Raw genomic sequence first — 19,655 nt, 5'->3', positions numbered from 1 at the left:
GGTGTAGGAGAGGTTCAAGTGCAAGCATTGCTCGATTCCGTAGAGTCACTGTCACCCAAGGAACGCAAGGCGCTGGCCACCTTGCTCAAGCGACAGGGCGTCAACCTCTATGGGCTCACCCCGATATTCAAAAGGGCCAGTGCCGAGCTTCCTTTGCTTTCCTACGCGCAGCAGCGCCAATGGTTTCTCTGGCAACTGGCACCGGACAGCAGCGCCTACAACATTTGTGCCGCGCTGCGCCTGGAAGGTGTGCTGGATGTGGATGCCCTGCGCGCCAGTTGCCAGGCATTGGTGGAGCGCCATGAAGTGCTGCGCACCACCTTTCGCCAGGAAGATGACCAGACCGTGCAGGTGGTGCATCCGACGGGAGGCTTCACTTTGCAGGTCGATCCGTTGGCGGGCGCCGACCTCGACCGGCAGATCAAGGCGTACGTCCAGGCACAGACCGCCCAGCCGTTCGACCTGGAGCAAGGCCCGCTGCTGCGCATGAACTTGCTGCGGGTGAGTGAGCAGGACCATGTGCTGGTATTGACGGTGCATCACATTGTTGCTGACGGCTGGTCGATGCCGATTCTGGTCAACGACCTGGTGCAGTTTTACGCCGGCCACTGCCAAGGCCAGGCGGTCACGCTGCCTGAGTTGCCGATCCAGTACGCCGACTATGCCCTGTGGCAGCGCAACTGGATGGAAGCCGGCGAGCGTGAGCGTCAATTGGCGTATTGGCTGGAGAAGCTGGGGGGCGAGCAGCCGGTGCTGGAACTGCCCGCCGACCGCATGCGCCCGACGGTGCCCAGCGGCGCCGGTGCGCGCGTGGCGATGGACCTGGACGTGGCGTTGCTTGCATCGCTCAAGGGCGTGGCGCAGCAACACGGCGTGACCTTGTTCATGGTGCTGCTGGCGTCCTTCCAGGCGCTGTTGCATCGCTATTGCGGGCAGCGCGAAATCAGGGTCGGCGTACCCATTGCCAACCGTGCCCGCAGTGAAACCGAAGGCTTGATCGGCTTCTTCGTCAACACCCAGGTGTTGAAGGCCGAATTCGATCCGCAGCTGCGATTCAGTGACTTGCTGCACCAGGTCCGGCAAACCGCGTTGGATGCCCAGTCCCATCAGGACCTGCCCTTCGAACAACTGGTGGAGGCGCTGCAACCCGAGCGCAGCATGAGCCACAGCCCGTTGTTCCAGGTGATGTTCAATCACCAGACCCAGGTTGCCAACACCAGCCGTAACTTGCCGGGCCTGACGGTCAGTGGGCTGGACTGGCAAAGTCATACCACCCAGTTCGACCTGACCCTCGACACCACCGAGCACGCTGCCGGCCTGTCGGCCTCCCTGACCTACGCCGTTGACCTGTTCGATGCCCGTACCATCGAACAGCTCGGTCGGCACTGGCACAACCTGCTGACTGCCATTGGCCAACAGCCTGCGCAGCGGATCAACGAGTTGCCGCTACTTTCCGCCGACGAGCGCCAGCGCATCGTTCAGGACTGGAACCGCACTGCCGCGTCCTATCCTCGCGAACACTGTGTGCCGCAACTGTTTGAAGCGCAGGTTCAAGCCACTCCGGATGCCTGTGCACTCACCTTTGCCGGGCAGTCGCTGACCTACCGACAGCTCAATCGACAGGCCAACCAACTGGCGCACAAGCTGCGCGACATGGGTGTCGGCCCGGAGGTGCTGGTGGGCGTGGCGCTGGAGCGCGGGCTGGAGATGATTGTCGGCCTGTTGGCGATCCTCAAGGCCGGCGGTGCCTATGTGCCCCTGGACCCGAACTACCCTCGTGAACGCCTGGCGCACATGATGAACGACAGCGGCCTGAAGCTGCTGTTGACCCAGGGCAGCCTGGTGGAACAACTGGCGGTGCCGGCCACGGTCAGCAGTCTGTGCCTGGACCAGGCTCCCGGCTGGTTGGGTGACTGCAGCGAAGAAAACCTGCCGGTGCTGGCTTTGCCGGCGAACCTGGCCTATGTGATCTACACCTCCGGCTCCACGGGTTTGCCCAAGGGCGTAACGATTCGCCACGACGCCTTGGTCAATTTCCTCTGGACCATGGCTGAACGTCCGGGCGTCGACGCCGGCGACCGTGTGCTGTCCCTGACCTCGTTATCCTTCGACATCGCAGGCCTTGAGCTGTACCTGCCGCTGCTGCGGGGCGCCTGTGTGGTGCTGCTGCAAGACCAGCAGAACCAGGACCCCCACGCGCTGCTCAAGGTGATCGACGAGCAAGCCGTCAGCGTGATCCAGGCCACCCCATCCACCTGGCGCATGCTGCTGGATGCCGCTCCCCCGCAGGCTCTGGCTGGCAAGAAAGTCCTCTGCGGTGGCGAAGCACTGACTGCCGAGTTGGCCGAACGCCTGATCGCTCAGGCGGGCCATGTGTGGAACCTGTACGGCCCGACGGAAACCACCATCTGGTCGGGCGTGCACTATGTGGAGCGCAGCAGCGACGTCTGGCTGGGACGCCCTGTCGGCAACACCACGTTCCATGTGCTGGATGGCAACTTCGATGCTGTCCCGGTGGGCGTCAGTGGTGAGCTGTACATCGGGGGGGAGGGCTTGGCCCGTGGGTATCTGCAACGTCCCGGGCTGACGGCCGAACGCTTTGTGCCGGACCCGTTCGGCAACGGCCGTCTTTATCGCACGGGTGACCTGGTGCGCTACCGTCAAGAGGGCGTGCTTGAGTACATCGGCCGTCTCGACCACCAGTTGAAGATTCGCGGGTTCCGTATCGAGCTCGGCGAAATCGAAGCGCGCCTGCAGGCTCACGAATACGTGCGCGAAGCGGTGGTCATCGACATCGACGGGCCGTTGGGCAAGCAGTTGGTGGCTTATCTGGTCGGCCACGACCCAAGCGCCCACCAGGCCGATGACGAGACCCAGAATGCCTGGCGACAAACCCTGAAAACCTGCCTGAAACAACAGCTGCCGGACTACATGGTGCCGACCTACCTGGCCTTTGTAGAAAAGATGCCGCTGACACCCAATGGCAAACTGGACCGCAAGGCCCTGCCGCGGCTGGACGCCAGCAGTGCCCCGCCAGGGAGTTATGTGGCGCCGCACACCCCGCTGCAAATGGCGCTGGCTGAGATCTGGGCGCAGGTGCTGAAGGTCGAGCAAGTTGGCCTGAGTGATAACTTTTTTGAGCGGGGTGGCCATTCCCTTCTGGCAACGCAGATGATCGGCCGTATCCGTCAGCGCCTGGGCCTGGAAGTGCCGCTGCGCCGGCTGTTCGAGGCCCAGGACCTGGCTGGCTTTGCCGAACTGGCGGGGCGGGCAGCGAGCGCTGCCAGCGTGCAGGCGATTACCCCGGTCGACCGCAGCCAACCCATTGCGGTGTCTTACGCACAGCAACGGCAGTGGGTTCTTTGGCAACTGGAACCCACCAGCGCCGCCTACAACATCAGCGCGGCCTTGCGCCTGAGCGGGCACCTGGACAGCGAAGCGCTGCGTCGTGCGTTCGAAGCATTGATCGGCCGCCACGAAACCCTGCGTACCACGTTTACCCAGCACGGCAATACGCCGTTGCAGGTCATCCATCCGGCCGGCGAGTTTGTGCTGCAAAAGGAGACCCTGGCCGGGCAGGCGCAGTTGGCCGCGCGGGTTCAGGCCCTGGTGCAGCAGCCGTTCGACCTGGAGCACGGACCGTTGCTGCGGGCACGCTTGCTGCACTTGAGCGACGAGGAGCAGGTGCTGGTATTGACCCTGCACCACATCGTGACTGACGGTTGGTCGACACCGATCCTGGTGGACGAACTGGTGCAACTCTACGCCGGCTTCAGCCAGGGCCAGGCGGTGGACCTGGCCCCGTTGCCGATCCAGTATGCCGACTACGCCGCCTGGCAACGCCAATGGATGGCGGCCGGCGAACGCGACCGGCAGTTGGCGTACTGGACGCAAAAACTTGGCGGCGAGCAGCCTGTGCTGGCGTTGCCCACCGACCGTGCGCGCCCGGCATCGCCCAGTCGTGCCGGCGCCCAAGTGGTGGTCACCCTCGAACCTGCGTTGATCAATGACCTGAAGGCCCTGGCCCAGCGCCAGGGTGTCACGCTGTTCATGCTGCTGCTGGCCTCGTTCCAGACCTTGCTGCATCGCTATTCGGGGCAGGCCGAGGTGCGTGTCGGCGTGCCGGTGGCCAACCGTACACGGGGTGATATCGAGCGATTGATCGGTTTTTTCGTCAACACCCAGGTGCTCAAGGCCGAATTCGAACCGTTGGTGAGCTTTGCCCAGGTATTGCAACAGGTCAAACAGACAGCGCTGGAGGCCCAGGCCCATCAGGACCTCCCCTTCGAGCAATTGGTCGATGTGTTGCAGCCCGAGCGCAGCCTGAACCACAGCCCGTTGTTCCAAGTGATGTTCAACCACCAGACCGATGCCAAAAGCAGCCGTCAGCCATTGCCGGGGCTTACTGTCGAAGGGCTCGACTGGCAGGCCCACAGCACGCAGTTCGACCTGACGCTGGACACCGTCGAGCATCAGGATGGCCTGTCGGCAGCGTTCACCTACGCCAGCGAACTGTTTGATGCCGGCACCATCGAGCAGTTGGGGCAGCATTGGCGCAACGTGCTGCTGGCGGTCATCGAGCAACCCTCGCAACGGGTTGAAGACCTGGCGCTGCTGGACGATGCACAGCGCCGTAAAATCGTGCGCACCTGGAACCGCACCGAAGCCGTCTACCCCGGTGAGCGCTATGCCCATCGCCTGTTTGAGTATCAGGTACGCCAGCAGCCTCATGCCACGGCATTGCTGTTTGCAGAGCAAACCCTGAGCTACGCGCAACTCAATCAAGAGGCTAACCGCCTGGCGCACAAACTGCAGGAACTGGGCGTCGGCCCGGAAGTGTTGGTGGGGGTGGCCCTGGAGCGTAGCCTTGAGATGGTGATCGGCTTGCTGGCGGTTCTCAAGGCGGGGGGCGCCTACGTGCCCCTCGACCCGGATTACCCGTCGGACCGCCTGGCCTATATGTTGGCCGACAGCGGGGTGGGCTTGCTGTTGACCCAGAGCGCGCTACTGCAACAAATACCGGTCCCGGAGTCGGTGCAAACCGTCTGCCTGGATCAGCACGGAGACTGGCTGGAGGGCTACAGCGACCGTAACCCTGAGCCGTCGCTGGCACCGGGTAACCTGGCCTATGTGATCTACACCTCGGGCTCCACCGGCCGGCCAAAGGGGGTAGGCAATACCCATGAGGCGTTGCTGAATCGGCTCAACTGGATGCAGAAGGCTTACGCCTTGCACGCCGATGACACGGTGCTGCAAAAGACCCCTTTCAGTTTCGACGTCTCGGTTTGGGAGTTCTTCTGGCCGTTGATGGCCGGCGCGCGGCTGGCGGTTGCCCAGCCAGGAGAACACCGCGACCCGGAACGCCTGCGCGATGCAATCTTGCGCTATCAGGTCAGCACCCTGCATTTCGTGCCTTCGATGTTGCAGGCCTTCATGGCGTGTGAGGGGGTACAAGCCTGTCGTGGCATCCGCCGCGTAATCTGCAGCGGCGAGGCGCTGTCCAAGGCTCTGTCGGAGCAGACCCGTGCCCGTCTGCCTGGCGCAGGCTTGTACAACCTCTATGGTCCGACCGAAGCCGCCATCGACGTCACCCACTGGACCTGCGGCGAAGAGCACGGGGTCAGCGTGCCGATCGGCAGGCCGATCGATAACCTCAAGACCCATATTCTTGAGTCGAGCCTGAACCCCGCAGCACGCGGTGTCAGCGCAGAGCTGTACCTGGGGGGCATTGGCCTTGCCCGGGGCTACCACCAACGTGCGGCGCTGACCGCCGAGCGATTTGTACCCGACCCTTTCGACCCGGTGGGAGGTGGCCGCCTGTACCGCACCGGCGATCTGGCGCGTTACCGGGAGGAGGGCGTCATTGACTACGTCGGGCGTATTGACCATCAGGTGAAAATCCGTGGCCTGCGCATTGAATTGGGTGAGATCGAGGCGCGGTTGATGGAGCATCCGCAGGTTCGCGAAGCGGTGGTGCTGGCGGTAGACGGGCCTTTGGGCACGCAACTGGTTGGCTATTTTGTACCGGCGACCAGTGCCTCAGCCCAGGCTGGCGATGCGTTGCGCAGCGAGCTGGCAAGCTTCCTCGGCCAGGGGCTGCCGGACTATATGGTGCCTGCGCACCTGATCAGCCTGGATGGCATGCCCGTCACGGCCAACGGCAAGCTCGCCCGCAACCTGTTGCCAGCGCCGGATGTCAGCCAGGCGTTGGTTGACTACGTTGCCCCGCGTTCGGCGATCGAGCGCCAATTGGCGGATATCTGGCAAGACGTGCTGAACCTGCCCCGGGTAGGGATCACCGATAACTTCTTCGCTTTGGGCGGGGACTCCATCATCTCGATCCAGTTGGTCAGTCAGGCCCGGCAGTCGGGTTTGCAGATGGCGCCCAAGGATCTGTTCCTGCAACAGACCATCGAGAAACTGGCCGCCATCGTGACCCCGGTTCATGCCCAGGCCAATACGCAGCCGGTCACCCTGCATGGGTTGAGCGAACAGCAGGTGCAAGCCTTGCCCCTTCCCCATGGGCAGGTCGAGGCCGTGTACAGCCTTTCACCGATGCAGCAGGGCATGTTGTTCCTGGGGCTGAACAGCAACCCTGAAGACGAGCTGTACATCAACCAGCTCAACGTGTCGGTCGACGGCTTGCACGTAGAGCGCTTGCGCCAGGCCTGGGCCGACGTGGCGCAAAGGCACGACGTGTTGCGCACCGGGTTCCTCTGGCAAGACCTGGACGAGCCGCTGCAATTCGTCCTGCGCGACGTTGCCCTGCCGATGACGGAACTCGACTGGCGCCATGAGGCGGCCACGGACGGGTTGATCAAGGACATGGCACGGGACGAGCGCCTGCGGGGCTTTAATCTCGACCAAGCGCCGTTGCAGCGTGTGGTGCTGATCCGCCTGGCGGATGACCGTTATCAACTGATCTGGACCTATCACCATATCCTGCTGGACGGGTGGAGCACGTCCCAGTTGATGGGCGAAGTGTTGGCCCGATATTCCGGGCAAACCCTGGACCCTGTGGTGCCGTATCGCAATTACATTGGCTGGTTGCGTCAGCAGGACCGTGTGATCAGCGAAACCTTCTGGCGCCGCCAGTTGGCCGAGTTCCAGGAGCCGACTTACCTGGCGGATGCCTTCGCCAGCGGCGAGCGCGAGCATGGGCACAAGGCGTTGTACAGCCGCTTTACACCCCAGGTGACCCAGGGTTTGAAGGCATTTGCCGCCGCGCAGCGCATCACCCTGAACACATTGGTGCAGGGCGCATGGTTGTTGTTGCTCAGCCGTTACAGTGGCCAGCGCAGTGTGTGCTTCGGGGCTACCGTGGCCGGGCGTCCGAGTGCCTTGCCGGGCGCGCAGAGCATGTTGGGGCTGTTCATCAACACGTTGCCGGTGATCCACGACGTCGATCCGCAAGCCCGTGTGGGCCAGTGGCTGCAGGCTGTGCAGCGGGTCAACCTGGAGCTGCGCGACCATGAATACACCCCGCTGGGGGATATCCAGCGTTGGGCCGGGCGTTCCGGGCAGGCTTTGTTCGACAGCATCATCGTCTTTGAAAACCAACCGCTGGATCGCACTTTGCGGGAGTGGAAGGATGATTCACTGCGTTTTGGCGATGTCGGCGGGGCAGGCCTGACAGACTTTCCGATGGACCTGATGGTGACCCTGGAAGACTACCTGGCGATCGAGTACATGTACCTGCGCCAATGCTTCAGCGACGTGGCGGTGGAAGGGATCCGGGCCAACATGGAAGCGTTGCTGCTGGCACTGTCCGCGAACGCCGACCAGCGTGTCGGCAATCTCGGCCTGCTGCACACGCCGGCCGTGTACGCCCCGAGCCCTGTCCAAAACCTGCCGCAGCCTTTGGTCCAGCAGCGCATCCAGTACTGGGCCGAGCACCAGGGCAGCGCAACGGCGGTCAAGGTCGGTAACCGAAGCCTGTCGTTCGCCGAGCTGGAATCCCGCGCTAACCAGCTGGCCCATCGACTGATCGCCGAAGGCGTGGGGCCGGAAGTACGGGTCGGCGTGGCGTTGCCTCGTAGCGAAACCATGATTGTGGCCTTGCTCGCGGTGCTCAAGGCGGGCGCCGCCTATGTGCCTGTCGACGCCGCTTATCCGCGTGAGCGCCTGAGCTTTTTGATCCAGGACTCCGGCATCGCGTTACTGTTGACCGACTCGCGGCTCGCCGCCAGCTTGCCGATCAGCCCGGCGTTGCCTGTGCTGGAGCTTGACCGCCTGGACGGCAGCCAGTGGCCTGTTACCGTGCCAACCCATCGGGTGCACGAGGAAAACCTCGCCTACGTGATCTACACCTCCGGTTCTACCGGGCAGCCCAAAGGCGTGGTGGTCAGTCATGGACCGTTGGCGATGCATTGCCGTGCGGTGGGCGAGCGCTACGAAATGAGTCCCGCCGACTGCGAGTTGCTGTTTATGTCATTCGCCTTCGACGGTGCCCACGAGCGCTGGCTCACGACGCTCACGCACGGCGGTTGCCTGTTGCTGCGTGACGACGAGCTCTGGGCCCCCGAGCAGACCTACGAGGCCATGCACCAACACGGCGTCACTGTGGCAGCGTTCCCACCTGTGTACCTGTTGCAGTTGGCCGAACACGCACGGCTCGATGGCAACCCGCCGCCGGTGCGGATTTATTGCTTTGGCGGTGACGCGGTGCCAGAGGCCAGTTATGCCCTGGCCCGTGAGGCGCTTAAACCGCAGTACATCATCAATGGCTACGGGCCGACTGAAACCGTGGTGACGCCACTGATCTGGAAGGCTGCCGAAGGCCAGGCGTGCGGGGCGATCTATGCGCCGATCGGCGAATGTGTGGGCCAACGCAGTGCCTACGTCCTCGACATCGACCTCAACCCGCTGCCGGCGGGTATCGCGGGCGAGTTATACCTGGGCGGGGAGGGTGTTGCACGGGGCTATCTGAACCGTGCCGCGCTCACGGCCGAGCGCTTCGTGGCCGATCCGTTTACCCCGGGCGGTCGCCTGTACCGCACCGGCGACCTGGTGCGCCAGCGCGAGAGCGGTACCTTCGACTACCTCGGTCGCCTGGATAACCAGGTGAAAATCCGCGGGTTCCGTATCGAGCTTGGAGAGATCGAGGCCCGCCTCAATGAGATGCAAGAGGTCGGGCATGCCGCCGTCGTGGTGCGCGAGGGGCCTGGCGGCAATCAACTGTTTGGGTATGTCACGCTTAACGGCGATGAGGGCGGCGCAATCGTTGAGCAACTGCGCGAGCGCTTGAAGCAGGCGCTGCCGGAGTACATGGTTCCGGCGCAATTGATCGTGCTCGACCGGCTGCCGCTCAACCCCAATGGCAAGCTGGACCGCAACGCCCTGCCGATGCCGGATGCGCGCAGTGAATATGTGGCACCGCGCAACGAGTTGGAGCAGGCCATGGCGGATATCTGGCAAACCGTTCTCAAGGTGGAGCGGGTCGGGGTAACGGACAACTTCTTTGAGCTGGGGGGTGATTCGATCCTCAGCATGCAAGTGGTGGCCAAGTCCCGCAGCCTGAAGAAGTTCGGTTTCACCCTGCGCCTGCGGGACCTGATCCAGAAGCCGAGCATTGCGCAGCTCACCGCCGTGCCTGGGAAGAACGTGCCGCTGCTGGCCCTCAATGCCGAGCTCGGGGCCACGCCTGCGTTGTTCTGTGTACATGCCGGTTTCGGCACGGTATTCGACTATGAGCCGCTCGCGCGCCGTCTGAACGGCAAGTGCTCGGTGATCGGTATCCAGGCCCGGCAACTGCTGGACCCGAGCTGGCAGGATCAATCGCTGGTGGCCATGGCCCGGGACTATGTCGGCTATCTGCGGGACAAACAGCCCCAAGGCCCTTACCGCCTGTTGGGCTGGTCGCTGGGCGGCACCTTGAGTCTGCTGATGGCGGCTGAGCTTGAGCAGCAGGGGCAGACGGTCGAGTTGGTCGCGTTGCTCGACAGCTTCGTGCCGTCACCCGCCAACGCCGAACAGCAGGACCACTGGCTGGATGATTTGAGCGAGCTGTTGCGGGCGACGGTACCCGACGCGGGGGCCGTGGATGTCAGCGATACCCGCCAGGAAAGCCCGCAGCTCGCGCGTGCCCTGATCAGTGAGGCCCTCAGCCAGCGGCCGGCCACGCAGGGCCTGGGGGTGGATGAACTGGCGCAGGTCTTTGCCTGCGCCCGTACCCTCAAGCGGCTGTCCCGCGAGCTGGATTATTGCCCGAAAGTCACGGCCCGCCCCCTGAGCTGGTGGGTGGCGGGGCGTGAAGATGAACAACGTGAGCTGGCCCGGCAGATCGGTTGCCCCGACCTGCCTGGCCTTCCGCTGACCTGCGGGCACTTTCAGGTGCCCAGGGAGCTGTCGGTGTTGCTTGAACTGGAAGACGCCCTGGATGGTTTGACCATCGTCGCCGAGCCTTCCTGAACCTTGACCTGTGTCGACAGGCACCGCCACCGGCGGCGCCTGTCTGGAGAAACCTTGCCCATGCCCCTTAATCCTGATCTCGCCGCTTACCTCCAGTTGGTGGAAAGCGGCCGCCGCAGCGGAAAAGCGCTGCCGATGCACCAGTTGCAACCGGAAGAAGCCCGTCGCCAGTTCGATCAATCCTCGGCACTGATGGACCCGGGTGCCGATGAGCCGGCGTTTATCGAGTCGCGTACCTTCACGGCCCGCGATGGTCACCGTGTAGAGGCCCGGTTGTACCGGCCGCCCGAACTGGACGATCGCCAACTGAGTGGCGCCGTGCTTTACCTGCATGGCGGGGGGTATGTGGTGGGCAGTCTCGACTCCCACGACGCCCTGTGTTGGAACCTGGCTCAGGAGTGCGGGTTGCCGGTGTTGTCGGTGGGTTACCGGCTGGCCCCGCAGTGGCGGTTTCCGACGGCACTCAATGATGCCCAGGACGCGTGGCAATGGCTGGCGCTCAATGCGCGGGAATTGGGTATCGATGCTGAGCGCATGGCGGTCGTTGGCGACAGCGTGGGCGGTAGCCTGGCGACGGTGCTTGCCAGCAGCCTCGCTGGCCAGGAGGAGCTGCCTCGCCCGTGTCTGCAGGTGCTGATTTACCCGGTGACCGATGCCAGCCGCATCAGTGCTTCGGTGGAGCGCTACGGGGTTGGGCACTTGTTGGAAAAAGACACCCTGGAGTGGTTCTACCAGCAGTATCAGAACGATCCGGCCGACCGCCTGGACCCGCGTTTCTCGCCGCTGCTCGGCGAGGTGAGCGTTCACGTGGCGCCGGCCTTGCTGATCGTGGCCGAGTGCGACCCGTTGCATGATGAGGCGGTGGCCTACGCCCGGCACCTCGAGGCTGCGGGAGTGCAGGTGCAACTGGAAGTGTTCGAGGGCATGTCCCATGATTTCTTGCGCATGGGCTCTATCGTTGATGAGGCCGATGTAGCTCGGGAGCGTATCGTCCTGGCGTTGGCCGAGCGCCTGGGCTGAGACACCGGTTTTACGGCGGGCATAAAAAAACCGCATCCCCAGGGATGCGGTTTTTTTTATCGCCGTTCAGCCGCCATCAGAAGGTGTACTTGGCGGTCACGGTGAAGTTGCGTGGGTCACCGTAGACGTCATACGGGCTCCAGGTGGAGTTGCTGGCGATGCCCTGGTAGTACTTTTTGTCGAACACGTTGTTGACGTTCAGCTGGGTGTCCAGGTTTTTGGTGACCTGGTAGCCGGCCATCAAACCGACGATGGCATAGGCGTCCTGCTCGACGTGGAAGTTTTGACGCTGGCCGTTGAAGGTGCTGACGCCTTTGTTATAGGTACCGCTTTGGCTATAGACGTTGGCACCGATACGCAGTTTGTTCAGGTCACCCTGCAGGTGGTACGTGGTATTGGCCTTGAACAGGTGGCGTGGTACGTCGGTGTCGAACAGGGTGCCTTCCTTGTTCTTGTCGGCATCTTTCTCGTACAGCGCCTGGGCGTAGGTATAACCGGCACCCACTTGCCAGTTCGGCGTCAGCGCACCGTTGACCTCCAGCTCGATACCCCGGCTCCTGACCTTGCCCGCGGCTTCATAGCAAGCGTAGCTGCCGGTCGGGATGACCTTGCAGCTGTTGTAGTCGGCCACTTCAGCGGCGCGATTGAGCTGGTCGATCTGGAACAACGAGGCGCTGGCGTTCAACGCACCGTCAAAGTATTCGCCCTTGATACCCACTTCATAGTTCTTGCCGGTGATGGGCTTGATACTGGCACCGAGCTCGTCCTTCTCGCTCTGTGGCTGGAAGATATCGGTGTAGCTGGCATAGAGCGAGTAGGTGTCGTCCAGGTCATAGATGACGCCGGCATAGCGGGTCAGGTTACGCACCACCTTGGTTTTGCCCGAGGTGTAGTACTGGTCGCTGATCTCGTTGTAGACATCATCGGAGTCGTACCAGTCCAGGCGCGCGCCGAGAATCACCTTCAGCGGATCGGCCACATTCCAGCGAGTCGTGACGTAGAGGCCTTCCTGGTTGACCTTTTCGCTGAGGGAGTAAACGTCTGGAACGGTGGGTTTTGGCTGACCCTTGGGGTTGAAATTGTTGATGTCGACGTTGTTGAAGAAGATCGTGCCGCCGGTGGCCTCGGTCTTGAGCTGGCGCTTGCTGGCGCCCACCACCAGTTCATGCTGGCGGCCGAACAGCGCAAACGGGCCACTGGCGAAGAAGTCATAGGTGGACTGGTCGTAGTCGCGGCTCTGGTTGAACACACGTTGCCGGTAGGAGTAGTCGCTATTGCGTTCCAGCACCGCACCCAGCAGCTTGAAGTCGGACCAGTTTTTCGACGCGCCAAAGTGCAGGCGCCAGTCGTTGTCGAGGCGGTGATCCAGTTCGGCGAACACGGTTTTGTTGTCGATGTCCTGGTGTGACCAGTCGTAACCGAACGTCTGGGAGCGCTTGAAGCCCATGCTGCTGCCGTCGGGGTTCACGGGTAAACCGCCCCAGTTGATGTTGTTATTGTCATTCTGATCAGACGCGCCCACGGTCAGGGTGGTGCTGTCGTTGAGGTCAAACTCGGTGATGCCGTAGAACACGCCGCGCTCGCGACCGGCGTAGTCCTGGTAGCTGTCCTTGTCCTGGTAGGCGCCGACGAAGCGACCGCGCACGGTGCCGCTGTCATTTACCGGCCCCGACACATCCAGCTCGCTGCGGTAGTTGTCCCAACTGCCGGCGCTGCCGGTGACGCTCGCCTGGAACTCCTTGGTAGGACGCTTGCGCACCATGTTGATGGCGGCCGAAGGGTCACCGGCGCCTTGCATCATGCCCGTGGCACCGCGTACCACTTCGACACGGTCATATGGGGCCAGGTCGGCCGTGGCGACCCAGTCGGCTGAATAGGTCGTGGGCAGGCCATCGAACATCAGGTTGTTGATGGGGAAACCGCGGGCGAAAAACTCACTGTTGGCCGGTCGCGCTGCGGACAGGCGCAGGCCTGGTGCCGCCTGGACCACATCGTCGAGGCTGCGCATGCCCTGGTCGTCCATGCGCTGGCGAGTGATCACCGTCACCGCCTGCGGGGTTTCACGCAGGGACAAGGGTAACTTGGTGGCCGTCTGCATCGCGCCGGTGGTGTAGGAGCCGCTGTTTTCAGTGGTCGACCCCAGTGTCTGGCCATTGATGGTGGTCGCGCCCAGTTCCAGCGCGCCGCCCGCCGAGGCACTGACGGTTACCGCTGAGCCTTGCACCTGGAAATGCACGCCGCTGCCTTGCAGCAAGGTGGCGATGGCGGCAGAAGGGTCCAGGTTGCCATGCACGGCGGTGCTGCGCTTGCCCTCAAGGTCCTGCGGGCTATACAGCACTTGCAGGTTGGATTGGGTACCGAAAGCCTGCAACGCACTGCTCAACGACTGCGCCGGAATGTTGAAGGGCATTTCCTGGGCGTGTACCAGCATGGGCAGAAGGCCTGCCAGGCCAGCCGCGCAAACGCGCAGATTTGGCGTGAGCGCGTGGCGAATCATCATGGCCAGAAGGTGGGGGCGAAGTCGATGTGCAGGCATTATTGGAGTGCTCTTAAGGGTCAACGAACGAGAGATCTTAGTGAGATTACTTCTCAGTTACCAAGTGAGACGCACGTCATCGGCAAAACCGGAAATTAAACCTCGGCAATTTCCTGTTGTTGTGCCGTGACCTTGCCTGAGCGCATGTGCACCAGTTGGTCGGCGACGTCGAAATAGCGGTCGTCATGGCTGATGACGATGATGGTTTTGCCCAGGCGCTTGAGGTCCGGCAGCAGTTCGGTATAGAAAATCCGGCGGAAGGTCGGGTCCTGGTCAGCCGCCCATTCGTCAAACACCAGCACCGGCCGTTCCTCAAGCCAGGCATTGACCAGGGCCAGGCGTTTGCGCTGGCCGGTGGAGAGGTCGGTGGTGGTGAAAGCGCCGTCCTTGATGCTGACCTTGTGGGCGATCTCCAGGCGTTGCAGGTATTGGTTGGCGGTGTCGGGGATGTGCAGGTCGTCGCGTACCAGGTCATCGAACAGGTAGTAGTCGGCGAAGATCGTGGTGAACAGTTGGCGATAGTCGTCGCGGTTCTCGGCGGTGATGGCGTGGCCGTTGAGACGCACCTCACCCTGTTGTGGTGCGTAGAGCCCCAGCAACAGTTTGATCAGCGTGGTCTTGCCGCAACCGTTCTCGCCGACGATGAAAATGATGTCGCCTTGTTTGATGTTCAGGTTCACGGGGCCCAGGCGGAAGGGTTCGCTGCCTTCCACGGGAGGGAAATCAAAGCGCACGTTATTGAGCTCAAGGTTGTGCACCACGGTTTTCGGTGCTTCGGCGTCGCTGAGCAACAGGTGCGGCTCCGGCGAAGAGAAACGCTCCGACAGATCGGCAATGCGCCGGAAGGCAATTTGAGCGCGGCTGACGATGGGCAGGGTGCCGATCAAGTGCTCAAGCGGGCCTTTCATGTACAGCAGCACGAGGACGAAACCGCTCATGACGGTCTTGTCGGCACTCGGCCAGTAAGCCTGCAAGGCCAGGGCGAGACCGATGACCACGAAAAACAGCATCGAGCCGAACGTCTTGGCAATGATGAAGATATTGACCGAACGTACCTGGGTGTCGCAGATGCTATTGGCCGCCGCCTGGATGCCGTCCACGTTCATGCGATGGCGGCGGGGGCGGTGAATGCGCAGCTCCTTGGCGCCGGAAGCAATCGCGGTGTAGTGCTTCTGCAGCTCTTCTTCCTGCTCCCGTGCTGCGTAGAAACCACTCATGCCGCGGGCCCGGGCGATGTACTGGGCAACGCTGCCGATGAAGATGGCAATCAGCATGATCAGGAACATTGGCCACGAGAGCATTGCCAGGTAGCCCAGGCAACCGAGGGTTACCGTCAGGGAAATGGCCAGGGGCGCAAAGGCGAAGGAGAAGTCGCTGATGGTGTCGATATCGTGGGTCAGTACTGGTATGAGCCGGTGATTGCGGTAGCGTTCGATCTGTTCGATGGGCGCCGACAGGACTTTTTCGCCGAGTTCCTTGCGCAGTCGCGCGATGATTTTCTGGCCCACATAGTTGGTGCCGATATCGGAAAAGATCGAGCTGGTCAGCGCCAGTACACACAGGCCGGCGAACAGCAGGACCACACCTTGGGTCAAGCCTTCGTCCGAGTGCAGCGAGGTGTTGATGGTCGCCAGCAGGGTCGTGATGGCGAGGCCACCTACCATGCCCAGCACAATCGAGAGCGTCACAATGGGCCAGAAGGGTTTGAGCAGGGCGAACAGTTCGCTAATGGCGCCGCGTGGTTGGCTGGTCATGAAATCTTCCTGTGTGTGGGGATGCCCGGCAATGGCGGGCCGAAACGGGCAGGCACGAACGACCCGCAAGGCAAGCCTGGAGGCTTCTGGCCTGCTGGGTTCTTAGCGAATAGACGAAGGGAGTGGTGCCGGATTTAGGGCAGCATCGCGCGGCGCACGCGCAGTGGTGAGGGGCGGGAGCCCTCACCACAGGGTTTTGAGGGTCAGAGTTCCCGTGCGACACGGAACCCCAGGAAATCACCTCTTACGTTTTTCTCGCGGCTGTTACGGTTTCCCGATCGGGAGAATACCGGCGCCTCGCCCCAGTCGTTGCCTCGGATGTGGGCGTCGTTGCAGTCACCACCGGTCAACCAGGCGCTGCCGTCGGCAGGTGCCCCTTCGTAGTTGGGGTGCCAGCAGTCCGCAACCCACTCATAGACATTGCCGTGCATGTCGTACATGCCGAACGCGTTGGGCGGGTAGCTGCCCACCGGTGCGCTATAGGTATAGCCATCCTTGGGGCCGTAAGTGTTGGCATGTTTGCTGATCTGGTATTCGCCCTCGTCATCGAACGGGAAGGGGAATGATCCGGTGCTGCCGGCGCGAGCGGCATACTCACGCTCGGACTCGCTGACCATGCGGTATTTCTGCCCGGTTTTTTTCGACAGCCATTCGGTGTAGGCCTGGACCTCGAAGTAGTCGATACACACCGCCGGCTGGCGCGGTCCCTGTTTGTAGCTGGGCTTGCTGGCCTTGCACAGGCGGCCCGGGCGCGTATCACCGTCCTTGATCACTACGCCGGTTTCGCGGATGTAGGCGTCCAGTTCGGCGGCGGTGACATGGAAGCGGCTCATGGCGAAGGGCTTGGCGAACGTCACAGTGTGCTGCGGGCCCTCGTCGCCTTCACGGCCGATCTCGTCTTCCGGCGTGCCCATCAGGTAGCTGCCGGCGGGCAGCACCACCATTTCCGGGCAATTCTTGCAGTCCTTGAACACCTTGCCTGGGGCTGGAGCGGTTGCCGCGTGTGCAGTCAGGGGCGCCAGGTTGGCGAGCAGGGTCGCCAGGCACAGCATCAGCAGCGCTCGTAACGAGCGGGGCTGGCGGGTAGGGAGCGGGGCACTGTTCATGTGTCGTCTCTATAGGGGAAGGGAAGTGGCGGGTTACAGGGTCTTTTCGAGCACGGCCATGAAGCGATCAATCTCGCCTTCATTGTTCAGCAGTCCGGGAGCGCTGCGCACCACCGGGCCGGCGTCGCGGTCCACGGCATCGACCACGACGCGGTTGTGCATCAGGTAGGCTGCGACCTTGTCGCTGTCCTGGCCCTTGACCCGGAAAAACGTAAACCCGGCTGACAGCTCAGGGCTGCGGGGCGTGACCAGCTCGATGGACGAGTGGGCCTGCAGGCGGCTTTTGAGGTAGTCATTGAGCTCATGGATGCGGGCCTGGACTTGAGCCTTGCCCAACTGCAAATGCAATTTGAAGGCTTCGTCCAGGGCCCAGCGATGTTCGAAGGCGTGATAACCGCCGGGTGTCATGGTGGTGGCGAAATCCGTGTCCTGGGAAAAGGTCGGCTCGGTGGGGGTGACGTCCTTGAGTTCCTCGGACCGGGCACAAATAATCCCCGTGCCTCGGGGGCCAAACATCCATTTATGGGTGCCAGCGATGAAAAAGTCGCAGTGCATGTCCGGGAACGCCAGGTCTTCGACGCCAAATCCGTGCACGCCGTCGACCACGTAGAGGATGCGATCCTTTTCGTCGCGATCGCGGTTGTGCTCATCCACCAGTTTGCCGATCTCGCCGATGGGCAGCTTCACGCCGCTGCCCGACTGCACCCAGGTCATGCCCAGCACGCGGGTGTTGGGGCGAATGCCCTTGGCAATCGAGCCAAGCACTTCATCCACCGACACCTGGTGGGCGTCATCGAAGAGTTTGATCTTGCGCACCTGGGTGCCCTGTTTCTCGACACGGAACTGCAGGCTGTTGCGGGTCGAATAGTGTTCATGAATGGTGGTCAGAATCTCCTGGTCAGGCCGTACATGAATACCGCCATAAATCATCGCCAGGCCTTCGGTGGTGCTGCCGGTAAGTGCGATTTGTCCAGGCTTGGCTTGCAGATAGCGCCCGGCCCAGTCTCGCACCTGGGCTTCGCATTTCCAGGTGTGCTGCAGGTCCCAGTCCATGGCCAGCGCGGGGTTGCGGTCCAGCTCGGCCCGATGGCGATCAATAGCCTCGCGCACGGGTTTGGGATGGGACGTGATCAGGAAGTTGGAGAAGTGCAGGTAGTCCGGGTCCTGGGTAAACAGTTGGCGCAGCTGCGCCCATTTATCGGGATTGACGGCGGGCACGGGTGCTGTGCCGGCCCGGGCCTCGAGGGCTGCGCCCAGGGGCAGGCTGGCAGCCAGAATGCCTGCATGTTTGAGAAAGGTGCGGCGATCAGTCATGGCGGCAGTTCACTTGGCAGAAAGGGCGGCGACGGGTTTGGCTGCTTGTTGGACCTGGTCCCAGACCCGCAGGAAGTTGCCGCCCCACAGTTTGGCGATGTCCGCTTCCGAGTAGCCTCGCTGCAACAGTTCAGCGGTGACGTTACGAATTTCGCTGACGTTGTCCCAGCCCTGCACGCCGCCACCGTCGTTGAAGTCCGAAGCAATACCGACGTGATCGATACCGATCTTGCGCACGGTGTAGTCGATGGCATCTCCCAGGTCCTTGAGGGTTGCCTTGGGCTCCTCGTCGAGGATTGCGTACAGGCTGCTGGCGTATTGGCCGAATTTCTGCTCGGGCCACGCGGCGATTATCGGGTCGCCGGGCATCAGTGCGACATGCAGGTTAGGCAGGGGAGGCAGGTCGAACCGTGCGCGCAGGGCATTGAGTTTGTCCTGGGTCTTTTGCGTCAGTGGGCGCAGGTAAGTGCCGAACCCGACCACCTGCACGACGCCGCCGCTTTGCTTGATCAGTTGCATTTCCTTGTCGCTGAGGTTGCGTGGAATATCCACGGCCGCCCGGGGCGCGGAGTGGGAGGCAACCATCGGCGTGCGGCTCAGTTGTGCAACCTGCTCCAGGGCTTTGGTCGACATCTGCGACACATCAATGATCACCCCCAGATCGTTGAGGCGCTGCACGGCCTGCTTGCCGATATCCGACAAGCCATCGAGCGCGTCCGGTGAGTCATTGAAGAAGGGCAGCGGGCGGGATGAGTCGGACCAGCTGTTGTTGCCGACATAGCTGAAACCGAACATGCGCATGCCACGGGCCGTCCACAGGTTCAGTTGGTCAAGGTCATCACCCAAGGGGTAGGCGTTGAGCATACTGATGAAGATTGCGAACTTGCCTTCACCGTGCAGGCGCCGGAAATCGTCCGGGGTGTAGGCGATGCCCACCTGGTTGGGAAAGTCGCGAACCATGCCTGTGATGATTTTGTAGCGCACTTCCTGTTGGTTGCGGGCCTCATCGACGAACCCGGCGGTGGGCTTGTGGGGGGCGTTGTTGCCGTTCCACATTTCGGGCCAGCCAAATATCGTCAGTGCAGCCCCCGACAGGCGTCCACGGTTGGCCTTGGCGAGGTCGAATTGCCGTGGGCCGTCCTTGTCGGCTTCGTTGCCCTCGGTGCCGAACGTCAAGGGCACGGTGATATGGCTGTCGAAGGAAATGATGCGGTCCTGCAACTCCGTCGCCTGCTTCATCACCTTGACGGGATAGCCGGGGGAGTAGCTCCAGACAAGCCAGGCCGCGCCGGCGGCCACGGCTACCAGCAGCGGAAGGCCGATATACAGGGCTTTTTTCGAACGAGGTTTAATCATCGCCATCTCAGTCAGGTCTACCGTCGAAATGCAGGCGCAGGGGCCTTTGCTATCTGGGAAGAACGAGCCGCGGGGGAAAAAATTTAGCCGCAGGGGCGCGGCTTAAATTTTCTCGCGCCATGAACGTTCTAGCTTGGATAAAGCCTGCTTCAGGGCTGA

7 protein-coding genes are annotated in these 19,655 nt (G+C 62.3%); 2 read left to right on the top strand and 5 right to left on the bottom strand.

Annotation, left to right across the window (positions count from 1 at the left end):
* Positions 1–18: 18 nt before the first annotated feature.
* On the top strand, positions 19–10,410 hold the full coding sequence (locus LIY45_RS11555) for a non-ribosomal peptide synthetase (RefSeq protein ID WP_226476400.1): 10,392 nt from the start codon (positions 19–21) through the stop codon (positions 10,408–10,410).
* 60 nt (positions 10,411–10,470) lie between these two features.
* Positions 10,471–11,430: an alpha/beta hydrolase gene (locus tag LIY45_RS11550; protein ID WP_226476399.1), complete on the top strand. Its 960-nt coding sequence runs from the start codon at positions 10,471–10,473 to the stop codon at positions 11,428–11,430.
* A gap of 76 nt (positions 11,431–11,506) precedes the next feature.
* Here the strand turns inward: LIY45_RS11550 and LIY45_RS11545 are convergent, their stop codons facing one another.
* The 5 genes from LIY45_RS11545 to pvdM form a co-directional block, all read right to left on the bottom strand.
* Positions 11,507–13,966: a TonB-dependent siderophore receptor gene (locus LIY45_RS11545; protein ID WP_226476398.1), complete on the bottom strand. Its 2,460-nt coding sequence runs from the start codon at positions 13,964–13,966 to the stop codon at positions 11,507–11,509.
* 95 nt (positions 13,967–14,061) lie between these two features.
* Positions 14,062–15,720: a cyclic peptide export ABC transporter gene (locus LIY45_RS11540; protein ID WP_226476397.1), complete on the bottom strand. Its 1,659-nt coding sequence runs from the start codon at positions 15,718–15,720 to the stop codon at positions 14,062–14,064.
* A 203-nt stretch (positions 15,721–15,923) separates the two neighbouring features.
* A complete protein-coding gene (locus LIY45_RS11535; protein WP_076014346.1) occupies positions 15,924–16,772 on the bottom strand; it encodes a formylglycine-generating enzyme family protein in 849 nt (282 codons plus the stop codon).
* 87 nt (positions 16,773–16,859) lie between these two features.
* Positions 16,860–18,140, bottom strand: coding sequence for an aminotransferase class V-fold PLP-dependent enzyme (locus tag LIY45_RS11530; protein WP_226476396.1), 1,281 nt, complete (start codon positions 18,138–18,140; stop codon positions 16,860–16,862).
* A 9-nt stretch (positions 18,141–18,149) separates the two neighbouring features.
* On the bottom strand, positions 18,150–19,496 hold the full coding sequence (gene pvdM, locus LIY45_RS11525) for a pyoverdine-tailoring dipeptidase-like protein PvdM (protein WP_226476395.1): 1,347 nt from the start codon (positions 19,494–19,496) through the stop codon (positions 18,150–18,152).
* Positions 19,497–19,655 lie beyond the last annotated feature (159 nt).

Source organism: Pseudomonas sp. MWU16-30323 (assembly GCF_020515595.1).
Classification (GTDB): Bacteria; Pseudomonadota; Gammaproteobacteria; order Pseudomonadales; family Pseudomonadaceae; genus Aquipseudomonas; species Aquipseudomonas yamanorum.
Note: the sequence above shows the minus strand (reverse complement) of the source record. Positions and strands in the feature narration are given on the sequence as shown.